A 12580-nucleotide genomic window follows, 5' to 3' on the forward strand; every position below is an offset into this window, starting at 1 on the left:
GAGGTGGTCATTTTAAAAGGTGAAACAGACAATTGGAAACGGCAATGTTTTAAAAGATAATTTCAGACAATTATTTCTAATAATGGTAATGCTAAACAAGATAGATATTCTTCATCATAATCATTAAAAAGAGCTCTGTAGATTTTAAGTTTTGAAATGACCGGTTCAATGTCTATTTAGTCTGATTGAAGTAAGAGGTGATTGATTAGTGCTCGTAAGCAAAATACATTTGCCGAAGAAATAATTCTAAATCAACTTATTTAAAATCAAAACAATGGAAACAAAAAGAAACAACCTAAAAACAACACTTACAACAGGTGTATTTTTATTATTATCAGTAACCGGCTTTGCGCAGAATACAACAAAAGATGCTGATGCCATTCGCCCTTATCATGTTAGTATTCCTGAGGCCGCTATTAAAGAACTCCGTCAGCGGATCAATGCCACAAGATGGCCGGAAAAGGAAACCGTTGCGGATCAGTCACAAGGTGTAAAGCTACAGCAAATTCAAGACCTGGTACAGTATTGGGGAAGCACCTACGATTGGCATAAAGCTGAAAACAAACTGAATTCATTGCCGCAATTTATTACTAAAATAGATGGTTTGGATATTCATTTTATCCATGTCCGTTCAAAACATAAAAATGCGATGCCTTTGATCATTACTCATGGATGGCCGGGATCGGTATTTGAAGTTTTAAAAGCAATCGATCCTCTTACAGATCCAACGAAATACGGTGGAAAAGCTGAAGATGCCTTTGATGTTGTTATACCATCCATGCCGGGTTATGGTTTTTCTGAAAAGCCAAAAGGAACAGGGTGGGGTGTGGAAAAAATAGGAAAAAGCTGGGATGTATTGATGAAACGTTTGGGGTATCATCATTATGTATCACAAGGAGGTGACTGGGGTGCTGTAATTGCTGATGCTATGGGACGTCAGGCTCCGGATGGCCTTTTAGGAATTCATGTAAATATGCCCGCAACAGTACCGGCGGAAATCGCAGATGTTTTAAAAGCAGGTGGTCCTGCTCCGGAAGGCTTATCCGATAAAGAAAAAGCAGCTTTCATTTCATTGAATAAATTATATACCCGTGGTGGTGGTTATGCAGGAATGATGGTTACCCGTCCTCAGACGCTGGGATATGGACTTACAGATTCACCGGTTGGGCTTGCTTCTTTCTTCCTTGATAAGTTTAATGAATGGACTTATAGCGGTGGGAATGCTGAAAAGTCACTTACAAAAGACGAAATGTTAGATGATATCAGTTTATATTGGTTTACAGATACTGCCGTTTCCTCTGCACAGCTGTATTGGGAAAATAATAATAACAATTTCAACGTGGTAGAACAGAAAACAAGAGAAATAAAAGTACCAGTTGCCATTACAGTATTTCCTGGGGAGATCTATCAGGCGCCAAAGACTTGGGCAGAAAAAGCTTATCCAACCCTTACTTATTTTAATGAAGTCACAAAAGGTGGACATTTTGCTTCATGGGAAGAGCCTCAGATCTATGCCAGGGAACTTCGCGCAGCATTTAAATCTTTAAGAAAATAAAAAGATTTTAAATTTTAAAAATTAATAAACCCACAACTTTTTGAAGTTGTGGGTTTATTATAGTTGTCCTTGTAATCCAATTTATTGATGAATCTGAATTCGTGTGAAGGCTTCTTTTCCAAATAAACATGAGAATATATTTTGAAACTCGTGGATATATTTACATCGGATAGAATTACCATAAATTTTTAGTCCCTCAACAATCTTCTTCGGACTCAAGTCAATATCATACTTGATAAACTCTTCCGGTCGTTCGTAACGAATCCGTTGTTCCGAACTGTATGTTCTTGAAAATCCAAATTGCTCCAACCACTCTTCAGTGATCTGGATAGGGTTGATGGCATCTGCCGGAGCAGAAATACTATGAATATCATTTTCAATTTTTACAAAATAATCTTTCGTATTATTTTGAAATATCTCTGTGATAGTGAAAATTTGATTTTTGTACTCTACTAAATTTCTAATCTTAAGGTCTGCAACGTTCATAATATTTAGTGTTAAGGAGGTTATTAAAAATGATGTGGTAGTGAATACAGTTGCAAATACTATGCCTTACAGAATATATTTTATTTAAATATTTGTTAATATATAGGGTTAATTTTTATGGATTATTAAATATAGCTTAAAATAAATCGTTTTTAGGGTTGAATTTTGTTGATTATGCTAAATTTCAGTGATGTTAATGAATATGCCGCAAGTATTGCAATGATAAGAAATATAATAAAATAACTCCAAGAAGTAGCATGGAGTAGGTAGCCTGTACCACTTCCTAAGATACTAGACCCAAAATAATAAAAAAGCCAGTACATTGAAGTAGCAGAAGATTTTCCATCCTTGGCACGAAGTGCCGTCATCTGACTGGCCATAGTATGGGCAGCGAAAAATGACAATGTAAATAATCCCAGTCCAAAAATTACGATATATATATTTTCAGAAAGTAATAATAAAATTCCCGCAACCATAAATAGAATTGACGCTTTTAATATACTTTTCTGTTCCATCCTTTTTGATAAGCGACTGGTGATCATCGTTCCAAAAACGCCAAAAGTATACATCAGAAAGATAAATGCAATATAAAAATGATTAAGAGAAAAAGGAGCTGCCTCTAAACGAAATGTGAGATAGTTGTATACACTTACAAAAGCTCCCATCAGAAGAGCTGCAACAAAATACAATCGACGCATATAAGGATCTGTAAGGAATTTCTTCATCTGTTTTATTTTCAAATGGTAGTCAACCTTTTGTGGGTTAAAGAATTTTGATCCCGGAAATAATTTCCAGAATATTAATCCCAGAATAAGGCTTTCAATCCCGATGATAAGTACAGCATTCTGCCAGCCCAGCTCTCCGGCAAGAAGTGTGGCGAATATTCTTCCACTCATGCCGCCAATCGTATTTCCACTCAGGTACATACTGATAGCAAGAGCCACAACAGAAGCATGAACTTCCTCTGTAAGATAGGCAAGGGCTACCGCAGAAACACCCGAAATAACAAAACCTTTTAAAATACCAATTGCAATCAACAGACTCAGACTGGGAATCCATGCCGAAATAATGGTCAGTAAGGCAGAACATAGCAGTGAAAATGCCATAAGCCCCTTTCTTGAATAGCGATCTGCATTAAAGGCAAAGAAAAAAAGACCGGCAGCCATTCCTATTGTAGATGATGAGACAAGTAAAGAGCTATCTCCAACAGTAGTATGAAAATGATCTGCTACAAGAGGAAGAAGAGGTTGAAAAAGGTAGAGTTGAGCAAATACAGATAATCCGGATAGAAAAATACATAATTTGATATATTGAAAACGTTTGTCTTTTTTATGTGCTTTTTCAGGTAGGTTCATAAGTCTAATATCCTTTTGATTAATGTCTGTAAAGGGTTATACAAATTTCCTGATAATTTTTTAATCTATAAAACGTTTATTTTCGATAATATTGATCGTTGAAACCGATCAACTGTAAAGATTCGGAATTTTCGTAGTTTTGAGTTTATTAATTATACAAATGGAGGAAACCCTTATAGAAACTGGTGGTGATCTTGGAAAACAAAAGTTGTGGCGGTTATTTTTGTTATCGAAGAAATACCGTATTTTAAGACATGCGCTTCTATTTACTATTTTTCTTTTACTGTATGTTATCAATCCGCAAGACCGTGGATATACGGCTGAAGTTAATTTCTACGCAGGTATTGTTGATTTTATTTACATTATGCTTGTTTTCTACTTTAATATTTATTTCCTTGTTCCGAAGCTTTTATTAAAGGGGAAAGTATATCAATATGTCCTTGCTGTACTTATGATAGGTGCTATTACATTTTTAATCATTTGCTCTGCAGAGATTTTACTCTCTGACTACAGGGTTTCAAAAGATTCAACTTTAGGCCAAAATTGGTTGTCAGGACTGATCTATTTCTTAACCACTTTTATCATTTTAATTTCTTTTACAACGGCCATAAAAGTTTTTCAATATCTGATCATACACCTTGAAAAACTAAATCAGATTCAGAAGCTTAATTTTCAAAATGAACTTTCGATACTTAAAAATCAGATTTCACCGCATTTTTTATTCAATACCCTGAACAATATTAATATTCTCACAGATACTAATCCCAAACTCGCCTCCAAGCTCATTATCAATTTATCTGACTTATTAAGATATCAGATTTACGATGGGGTTGAAGATTCTATTTTACTAAGTGCTGACGTTACTTTTATAAAGAATTTTCTTTTTGTAGAATCATTGAGGAAGGATAATTTCAAATATGATATTTCATTTACGGGATCACAAAAAGACATCTTTCTTCCACCTTTGCTTTTTATTCCTTTTGTAGAAAATTCTGTAAAGCATATCGATAATGAAAACCCTCTTGTAAAGGTAAATTTCCATCTTGAAAATAATAATTTGAAGTTTGTATGTATCAATTCCACAAATTCAGATACTAATCAAAAACAAAAGAATGAAGGTATTGGACTTACGAATATCAAAAAAAGACTACAATTGCTTTTTCCCCAGAAGCATGATCTTAAGATAGAGAACAAAGATAATGTCTTTAAAGTGGAATTAAACTTAACATTATGAACTGTATTATTGTAGATGACGAACCTATCGCAAGACAGGGAATACTGAATTTAATTGCTAAGGTTCCCGATCTCATTGTGAAAGGACATTTTAAGAATTCTAATGAAGCTAAATTATACATGGAAAATAATTTAGTTGACCTGGTTTTTCTGGATATCGAAATGCCTGGAACAAATGGAATTGATTTTGCGAAGAGTATTCCAAAAAAAACACTGGTTATCTTTACCACAGCTCATGCCCAATATGCTTTAGAAAGCTATGAAATTGATGCTGTAGATTATCTCTTGAAGCCTATTAAAGAAGATCGATTTTTAAAAGCGGTGGCTAAGGCAATTGAATTTAGTTATTTTCTTTCCGAAGATTATGAAAAAAGCAGCTTTGAATCTATTGAAGAAAACAGTATTATTATAAGAGCTGACCGCAGAATTTACAAAATACTACATAAAGATATTCTCTTTATTGAAGGGATGAAGGATTATTCTGTCATCAACAGTAAGGATAATAAAATTATAACTGCAATGAATCTTAAAACAATACTTTCTAATCTTCCGCCACAGTTTTTTAAAAGGATCAGCAAATCATATATTGTCAATTATCACCATGTAACTTCTGTCTCTTCACATAATGTTCATCTTAATGGAATTGAACTGCCTTTAGGAACTACCTATCGAAATGAATTTATAAATAATTTCATCAATAAATAATACCTCTCGGTTTTGTATAAAAAATAGCGGCCTAAGTATAAAATGAGCTCTCAGTTTTGATGTCAATTGATATTTTTGTTCAAGAACCAAAACGATGTCATGAAAATTTTCGGAGGTTATATTTTATTTATTATGCTGGGAAATACCTGCTTTTCTGCACAAAATTGTTCTGCTTTTTATTATTTCAGAAAAGATGGAGTAGTCACATTTATACAATATGATTCTAAAGGAAATATCTTAGGAAAGAATATAGAGATTATAAAAAATGTAAGCTTAGGAAAAGGTATTGCCTTATCTGATAATTCGATTGTCAATTATAATCCTGAGGGTAATGTAAAAGAAGAATTGCCAAATCGTACTTTATGCATCAGAAACAATCTTAAAATTAATGTTCCTATTTCTACCCTGCCTGGTATTGAAACTTATCTATCCTATCCTTCAGATATGAAAATCGGGCAGAAACTTGGTGAAGATATTAACAAATCATTTGAAATAAGTGTTAGTGAGAGAAAAATCGAGATTTTCTATAGCATTATTGATAGAAAAGTGATCGGGCAGGAGATCATTAAAACTTCCACCGGAGATTATAAGACGGAGAAAATACAATATAATTTAAATGTAAAATACAATATAGCAGGGATTTCAATACCTTTAAATAAGAAAATAATAGAATGGTTTACACCTGGATACGGTATTGTAAAAAAAGAATCTTATAGTAAGGGAGGAGTGCTGGAAGAATACGCTGTTCTATCTTCAATAGAGGGAGAGAATGAGCAAAAGTGAAAAATAAAAGATGTAAATTAACATGTACAGATAGTAAACATGAATACCATCAGAACCCGAATTTATATTATATTTTCTTTATTTTTTTTCAGTGTTTCGTTTTTGAAGGCCTGTACCATTTTTATGGCTAATGATGGAAAACAGGTATGGATAGGAAACAATGAAGACGAAAGCCCCGATATGAATTATAGGTTTTGGTATTTCCCTGAAGAAAATAATTCATTTGGATATATGCTTTGGTCCGAAAAACATGAAGGATATGATCCTGTAATGTGGCAATATCCGCAGGGAGGACTTAATGAGTATGGACTCTTCCTTGATTATACAGCAATTGATAATATTCCTGTTATTGCTGATCCCTCAAAAAAGACACGAGAGCAGGAGGTAGTCAACGATATTTTGAAAACCTGTAAGACTGTTAAAGAAGCATTAATGTTTATCAATCAGTTTAATCTTATCAAACTTTCCGGAGCTCAGCTTTTTATTGGTGATGCTACTGGAAACTATGCTACCGTTCATGGTAATTACGTGATTAAAAAGACAGACCGAAATTTTACATTAACAAATTACTGTATCGCTAACGGACATAAAGAAGCTTGCTGGAGAAGAGAAACAGCGTACTCGAAATTAGATACTTTCAAACACTACAATAAAAATAATATTTCCGACATTCTTAAAGAATCTTCTCAAAAGTGGCCTGGCGATGTGGTCACCAATTATTCAATGGTCGTTAACTTAAAAAACAGGGAAATGATCCTGTATTATAAAAATGATTTTAAAACCCCCAGGATCATTAATCTTACTGAAGAACTTAAAAAAGGAAAACATTCTAAAGATATAACAGCTTATTTCCCTCTAGGGCTATCCAAAATATTGAAGGATCAGTACGAACAAAAAGGAATCACAGGCGCTATTAATGAATATAATGAACTGAGAAAAAGCGCATACAAAGCTTATAATTTCAAAAATAATGAGGCAGTACAGTTTGGTGTCAATTTATTGAAAGAAAACAAAACAGATGATGCTATTCAGTTTTTTTCTAATCTACAGAAATATGAGAAAAAAAGTGTTGACATCAGCAACTGGTTAGGAATTGCATATAAGTCCAGACATGATTTTTCCATCAGTAATTCTTACTTTGATACAGTTCTTAAACATCATAAGGATGATTATCTTGCCAATCTGTTTTATAAAAGACAAGATCAAAAGGTGATATTTAAAATCAATGAATGGAGTGGAGCACAAAATGTAAAGCTTATCGGCGATTTTACAGACTGGCTTAAAAGTCCTGTAAAGATGGAAAAGAAAAATGGATACTGGTATTGCGAAGTTGATATACCTGAAGGAATTCATCAATATAAATTTTTAGTAGATGATGTGTATTACCTTCCAGATCCAGTTAATTACTTGTATACTTGGAAAGGAGATCACATTAATTCTCTTTTATTCCTTTAAAATATTCATTTTAAAATCGATTAGAAGATTAAAATTAATCTATTGTGTAAATTCGTAGTAATTTTGCAAAATGTAAAGATTTTTTTGGATTAAAAGTCTGCAAATCATTATCATTGCAATACTGAAAACATAACACAAATGATAGAAAATTTCCCATTTTACTTATCACTAATTGTAGCCATTATATTGCTGATTATGTTGGCTAACAAAATAAAAGTTGCCTATCCGGTACTTTTAGTGATTGCTGGATTATTAATTAGTTTTATTCCTGGCATTCCGGCTATAAAGATTGATCCTGAACTGATCTTTATTATATTTCTTCCTCCTTTATTATATGAAGCAGCATGGTCCATTTCATGGAAAGAATTATGGAAATGGCGACGGGTTATTGGAAGTTTTGCTTTTATTGTTGTCTTTCTTACAGCAATTACCGTCGCTTTTGTTGCTAATTACTTTATACCCGGATTTTCTTTGGCTCTTGGTTTTTTATTAGGAGGAATTGTCTCTCCTCCGGATGCTGTAAGTGCAGGTGCTATTCTGAAATTTGTGAAAGTTCCTAAAAGGATGTCATCTATTTTAGAGGGTGAAAGTCTTTTGAATGATGCATCATCACTTATAATTCTTCGGTTTGCAATGATTGCTGTCGCTACCGGACAGTTTATTTGGCATGAAGCAGCATTAAGTTTTTCCTGGATGGTTATTGGTGGAGTGGGAATTGGTTTACTGATAGGATGGGTTTTTATGAAAGGTCATAAGTATCTTCCTACAGATGCCAATATGGATACTATCCTTACGATTGTTGCTCCGTATATCATGTATATCGGTGCTGAGGAAGTACACAGCTCCGGAGTTTTGGCTGTAGTAAGTGGTGGTTTACTTTTATCTAACCATAGACATCGTATTTTAAGCGCCTCATCACGGTTACGGGGAATCAATGTATGGGAAAGCTTTGCTTTTGTACTGAACGGTTTGGTGTTTATGTTGATAGGATTAGATCTACCTGAAATTACTTCAGGATTAGAAGGGGTAAGTCTTTCTGCTGCAATTGGATATGGATTATTAATTACCGGGGTTTTGATCTTTGTGAGAATTTTGTCTGCTTATGGAGCTGTAATCATCACTTTAATTGCCCGTAATTATATCACGGTAGCTGATGCCAGTCCCGGTTTTAAAGCTCCAATTATTTTGGGATGGACCGGAATGCGTGGGGTAGTATCTTTAGCTGCAGCACTTTCGATTCCAATTCATTTATATCCGGGTGGGCCAGATTTTCCACAAAGAAACCTGATCTTATTTATTACCTTCATTGTTATATTAACGACCCTGTTACTCCAGGGACTTACTTTGCCTTATATAATTAAAAAAGTGAATATGCCATCTTTTAATGATCACCTACCCGATGAAGAAGCTGATGAATTGATCAAAAGGAATATGGCTCAATATACTTTAGAACACATTACTAAAAATTACGGTGAGATGCTTGCTATAAGTCCGTTCTTACAGAATATCCATGATAAATGGCAAGGGAAGATTGGTGATGATGCTCAGATCAAAGTTTCTCCGGAAGTTAAACTTGCATATTTGGATATCCTAAATCAGCAAAGGATGTGGCTTGTTGATCAGAATCATGGTGATAAGTATGATGAAGATGTCATCAGAAAACATTTAATGAGAATAGATCTGGAGGAAGAAAGAATAAAATACACCCATTAATCAATCCATATTGATGATTGATAAAAGTCTTTGTAGATATTCATTTTCTTTTAAAACTTTATTGTAAGATTGTCTCGCATAGGCAGGAGACAGTTTATAAGTTTCAGGTACTGCATTGAGGTCTTCATTTTCTATGTATTGATTTAAATGCTGCGTGTAATCTTTAATATACTTATCAATTATTTTTTTCTTTAATTCACATAATGTACAATTCTTTATCTTTTGTAAAGAATTTAATATTAATGATTTATCTCCGTGAAAATTAATAATATTTTTTACAAACGATAAATTATGTTTGTCCTGCAATACTGAATGTGATTCGTCTTCAAAAATCATAATTTGGCAATAGTTTTTAGTTATTAATAATTTTTTCTAACAGATAATTATATATTACTTTAATTTTTAGACTTCAAAAAGTTAACCAAAATACTTAAATAATTTAAAAGATGTTATTTTTTTGAAAAATTCTTGTTGAATCACTACCAATGAACTAGCAAATTTCAAATAAAAACTATCCTTTATGTAGAACTATTTCTACCTGTTGTGATTTTTATTCTATAGAAATAATTTTCTTCTATAGCCTTATCATTATACTTTTGTATTATTGCTTCTGCTATTAAAACAATGTCATTTTAGAGGGATGGTATATTAATAAAAAAGCAAATCACTTAGATACACTTTTCTAGAAGTACAAATGTTTAAGGCTGAAAATTACTTAGTTCCCCATCGAAATTTTTCAGCCTTACTTTTTATTCAATAAAAAATTGATTTTGAGTAAAATAATTCATCCATAATATTTAATAAAAGTAAAAAATTAATTATTTAAGAATGAAGTATTTATTGTCGAATTGAGAGGTGATGTCGTATTTATTTTGGTCTCTTTTTTGATAATGATTGGCAAACACACAACAATGATGAGAGAAAAGTTCAAGCATTTGCTTGGAAAGACACGTAATGAAATTACCCAAGAAATAGGAGACGGCTTTAATTTTCCAGCTAATGAAATCTGGACTTATGAAGTTGGAAAAACATGGATAGGAAGAAGAATTATTCTATCCATTAAATTCAAGGAAAAAAAAGCTTCGGAAATAACATTTTTTAAAAGTTTCAAAAAATGTTAAACGTTTTATTTTGATGTAATCTACAATTATCAAAATTTATTTTCTAAAATATGTTAAAATAAGTCTAGGTAAAAACATCGTCCAAAATGACCAATAATACACACTTTTAACAATTTATATCTTTTTTAATTTATTTTTTTTTAACATTTTTATAAAAAGGTTAATCAACTGTTTTTTAGTAATTTAATTTTAAAAAAATTATTATAAAAACTGGTATGTTATGCCCTGTTGTGGTCTGTGTTTTGATGATCCAAGGCAAAACACTATGATGAAAAAAGAACTATTTATTAATTTAATTGGTATGACCCGTTATGAAGTTGGACAAGAAATGGGGTATGGTTTGAATCGTTTTGAGGAGGATGTCTGGAACTATGAAGTTGGAAAAACCTGGTTAGGGAAAAGAATTATTTTAACACTTACATTTAAAGACGATAAAGCTTCAGAACTATCACTTTCCAAGAGTTTTAAAAAACGCTAATTGTTTTATTTTAATGAAATAGATTTGTAAGCTGTCTATTTTCTAAATTTGTAATTCTTTCTTAGAAATATTCATTCTAAAATCAATTGTAAATGGAACTTAGACAGCTACGATATTTTTTAAAAGCTAAAGAACTACTTAATTTCACGGAAGCTGCTAATCATTTATATATCAGCCAAAGTACTCTTTCACAACAGATCAAACAGCTGGAAGAAGAATTAGGAACTCCATTATTCAACAGAATTGGAAAACGGATTACACTTACAGAGGCGGGTAAGGTTTTTGGAGTATATGCTCAAAAATCTCTTTTAAAGTCTCAGGAGGGCTTATTGGCACTGCGGGATCTGGAAGAATTGAAAAGCGGAAAGCTGACGATTGGCGTTACTTATGGTCTGCGGTCAATTTTGATTAAAGCACTGATTCGTTTTTCAGATACATATCCCCATGTTAAAATTAACATCGTATTCGGAACTACTTCGGAACTCATGGAAAAGCTTCATCATGTGGAGCTTGACTTTGCCCTTACTTTTGCGAAAGGGACAAGAGAACAGCTCTTCAGTTATATACCCCTTTTTACTTCACCAATGACTTTGGTTGTTTCTAAAAATTCTGCTCTCGCAAATAAAGAAAACGTGACCCTTAAAGAAATTGTAGGCCTTCCTCTTGCTATGCCAACAAATGGATATAGTACCACAAAGTTTGTAATGAAAGCATTTGAAAGTAATGAACTTAAACCTGATGTTTTAATGGAAATAAATGATGTTGCGGCTTTATTAGAGGTTGTTAAAAGTGGAAATTGGCATACTATTTTAGCAGAAACTACTGCAATAGATCAGGATCAACTGGTTACCATTCCCATTAAAGGAAAAAATATGATACGGACTGCTATGTTTGTATCCTTAAAAGATGCCTATACAAAAAAGGCAGCAAAAGTATTTTATGATTTCTTAAAGGCAGATCAATAAAAAACCTCCCAAAAAGAGAGGTAATTAAAAAAAAATTGACTGTATATTGAAGTGTAATTCAATCGTTATTTATTGTTCTCAAGCCATTTTAAACGACGCTCATCAGGCAAATGTTTTACCTTGAAATTTTCAAATGTAGCGTTGAAACCTGTTCCGTCCGGGCATGCAGCCATGAGTCCTACCATAACAGGGATATTGTCCTGAAGGTGGGCATTACGCATCAGGATGTAATTTTTATCATCAAAAGAATAAAAGATTTCTACAGCATCCAGTCTTCTTACTGCTTTTATCCAGACTGCTGATGGTGTTTTGTCTAAAGTGATCACACTCCAGTCACTGGTTGTATGAGTTACCACAGTACTTAAATTATATTTTCCGTCTACAAATTCAATTCCCGCTTTGATATAGTTTTCTTTATCTATTCTAAGCATCAGGCCCATCTGATCAAACCTTGCTTTATAATTTCCGCTGATCTTTACCTTAGCCTCAAATTCTCCACCATAGGTTGTATAATAAAAGGGAGCATCATCTACTGTGAAACCGTAGTGAGAAATCCTCCAGTAATCACTTTGTGGAGTAACAAACATTGATAGAGTATTGTTTTTAACTTCCCATTTTTCAGGTTCATTAAACCATGTCATTTTTTCTAATGTCTGAGCGAAACTCTTATTTATAAGAAGTACTGCACAAAAACTTAAAATTATTCTCTTCATCTTTACAAATATCTATTG

The 12580-nt window shown here is 32.8% G+C and carries 13 protein-coding genes; 9 read left to right on the forward strand and 4 right to left on the reverse strand.

Annotated elements, in window-relative coordinates; translation table 11 throughout:
* Window positions 1–274: 274 nt before the first annotated feature.
* Complete coding sequence (locus NG806_RS03375) at window positions 275–1555, forward strand: epoxide hydrolase family protein (RefSeq protein ID WP_261511981.1); 1281 nt, start codon at window positions 275–277, stop codon at window positions 1553–1555.
* A gap of 81 nt (window positions 1556–1636) precedes the next feature.
* On the opposite strand, the gene NG806_RS03380 is transcribed toward NG806_RS03375, so the two are convergent.
* Window positions 1637–2041 (reverse strand): hypothetical protein, encoded by a 405-nt coding sequence (locus tag NG806_RS03380; RefSeq protein ID WP_214825680.1) that lies wholly within the window; start codon window positions 2039–2041, stop codon window positions 1637–1639.
* A 152-nt stretch (window positions 2042–2193) separates the two neighbouring features.
* Window positions 2194–3396: an MFS transporter gene (locus tag NG806_RS03385; protein WP_214825679.1), complete on the reverse strand. Its 1203-nt coding sequence runs from the start codon at window positions 3394–3396 to the stop codon at window positions 2194–2196.
* A 160-nt stretch (window positions 3397–3556) separates the two neighbouring features.
* Between NG806_RS03385 and NG806_RS03390 the strand changes: the two genes are divergently transcribed.
* The 5 genes from NG806_RS03390 (at window position 3557) to NG806_RS03410 (ending at window position 9285) form a co-directional block, all read left to right on the forward strand.
* Window positions 3557–4630: a sensor histidine kinase gene (locus NG806_RS03390; protein ID WP_261511982.1), complete on the forward strand. Its 1074-nt coding sequence runs from the start codon at window positions 3557–3559 to the stop codon at window positions 4628–4630.
* The gene (locus tag NG806_RS03395) at window positions 4627–5334 is read left to right on the forward strand and encodes a LytR/AlgR family response regulator transcription factor (protein WP_261511983.1); all 708 of its coding nucleotides are present in this window, start codon (window positions 4627–4629) and stop codon (window positions 5332–5334) included. Before NG806_RS03390 ends, NG806_RS03395 begins: the two co-directional genes overlap by 4 nt.
* 99 nt (window positions 5335–5433) lie before the next feature.
* Entirely contained in the window at window positions 5434–6117 is a 684-nt protein-coding gene (locus NG806_RS03400) for a TapB family protein (RefSeq protein WP_261511984.1), read from the forward strand.
* Between the two features lie 39 nt (window positions 6118–6156).
* A complete protein-coding gene (locus NG806_RS03405; protein WP_261511985.1) occupies window positions 6157–7572 on the forward strand; it encodes a carcinine hydrolase/isopenicillin-N N-acyltransferase family protein in 1416 nt (471 codons plus the stop codon).
* Window positions 7573–7710: 138 nt separating this feature from the next.
* The gene (locus NG806_RS03410; RefSeq protein ID WP_214825670.1) at window positions 7711–9285 is read left to right on the forward strand and encodes a Na+/H+ antiporter; all 1575 of its coding nucleotides are present in this window, start codon (window positions 7711–7713) and stop codon (window positions 9283–9285) included.
* Here NG806_RS03410 and NG806_RS03415 read toward each other — a convergent pair whose 3' ends face one another.
* Window positions 9286–9621 carry a hypothetical protein gene (locus NG806_RS03415; RefSeq protein WP_214825668.1) on the reverse strand — a complete coding sequence of 112 codons (336 nt, stop codon included), beginning with the start codon at window positions 9619–9621 and terminating at the stop codon, window positions 9286–9288.
* 575 nt (window positions 9622–10196) lie between these two features.
* Between NG806_RS03415 and NG806_RS03420 the strand changes: the two genes are divergently transcribed.
* From NG806_RS03420 to NG806_RS03430, 3 genes are all read left to right on the forward strand, one after another.
* Window positions 10197–10406, forward strand: a complete 210-nt coding sequence (locus tag NG806_RS03420; RefSeq protein WP_261511986.1) for a hypothetical protein — start codon at window positions 10197–10199, stop codon at window positions 10404–10406.
* 268 nt (window positions 10407–10674) lie between these two features.
* Entirely contained in the window at window positions 10675–10884 is a 210-nt protein-coding gene (locus tag NG806_RS03425) for a hypothetical protein (RefSeq protein WP_251040463.1), read from the forward strand.
* 92 nt (window positions 10885–10976) lie between these two features.
* Entirely contained in the window at window positions 10977–11849 is an 873-nt protein-coding gene (locus NG806_RS03430; RefSeq protein WP_261511987.1) for a LysR substrate-binding domain-containing protein, read from the forward strand.
* Between the two features lie 65 nt (window positions 11850–11914).
* On the opposite strand, the gene NG806_RS03435 is transcribed toward NG806_RS03430, so the two are convergent.
* Window positions 11915–12562 carry a DUF1349 domain-containing protein gene (locus NG806_RS03435; RefSeq protein WP_214825661.1) on the reverse strand — a complete coding sequence of 216 codons (648 nt, stop codon included), beginning with the start codon at window positions 12560–12562 and terminating at the stop codon, window positions 11915–11917.
* Window positions 12563–12580: the final 18 nt, after the last annotated feature.

Origin of the sequence: Chryseobacterium paludis (assembly GCF_025403485.1) — a bacterium.
Classification (GTDB): domain Bacteria; phylum Bacteroidota; class Bacteroidia; order Flavobacteriales; family Weeksellaceae; genus Chryseobacterium; species Chryseobacterium paludis.

Bases quoted from the DNA above. Each gene is read 5' to 3' on its own strand.
- NG806_RS03375 (WP_261511981.1), top strand. From the start codon at position 275: ATGGAAACAAAAAGAAACAACCTAAAAACAACACTTACAACAGGTGTA.
- NG806_RS03380 (WP_214825680.1), bottom strand. From the start codon at position 2,041: ATGAACGTTGCAGACCTTAAGATTAGAAATTTAGTAGAGTACAAAAAT.
- NG806_RS03385 (WP_214825679.1), bottom strand. From the start codon at position 3,396: ATGAACCTACCTGAAAAAGCACATAAAAAAGACAAACGTTTTCAATAT.
- NG806_RS03390 (WP_261511982.1), top strand. From the start codon at position 3,557: ATGGAGGAAACCCTTATAGAAACTGGTGGTGATCTTGGAAAACAAAAG.
- NG806_RS03395 (WP_261511983.1), top strand. From the start codon at position 4,627: ATGAACTGTATTATTGTAGATGACGAACCTATCGCAAGACAGGGAATA.
- NG806_RS03400 (WP_261511984.1), top strand. From the start codon at position 5,434: ATGAAAATTTTCGGAGGTTATATTTTATTTATTATGCTGGGAAATACC.
- NG806_RS03405 (WP_261511985.1), top strand. From the start codon at position 6,157: ATGAATACCATCAGAACCCGAATTTATATTATATTTTCTTTATTTTTT.
- NG806_RS03410 (WP_214825670.1), top strand. From the start codon at position 7,711: ATGATAGAAAATTTCCCATTTTACTTATCACTAATTGTAGCCATTATA.
- NG806_RS03415 (WP_214825668.1), bottom strand. From the start codon at position 9,621: ATGATTTTTGAAGACGAATCACATTCAGTATTGCAGGACAAACATAAT.
- NG806_RS03420 (WP_261511986.1), top strand. From the start codon at position 10,197: ATGATGAGAGAAAAGTTCAAGCATTTGCTTGGAAAGACACGTAATGAA.
- NG806_RS03425 (WP_251040463.1), top strand. From the start codon at position 10,675: ATGAAAAAAGAACTATTTATTAATTTAATTGGTATGACCCGTTATGAA.
- NG806_RS03430 (WP_261511987.1), top strand. From the start codon at position 10,977: ATGGAACTTAGACAGCTACGATATTTTTTAAAAGCTAAAGAACTACTT.
- NG806_RS03435 (WP_214825661.1), bottom strand. From the start codon at position 12,562: ATGAAGAGAATAATTTTAAGTTTTTGTGCAGTACTTCTTATAAATAAG.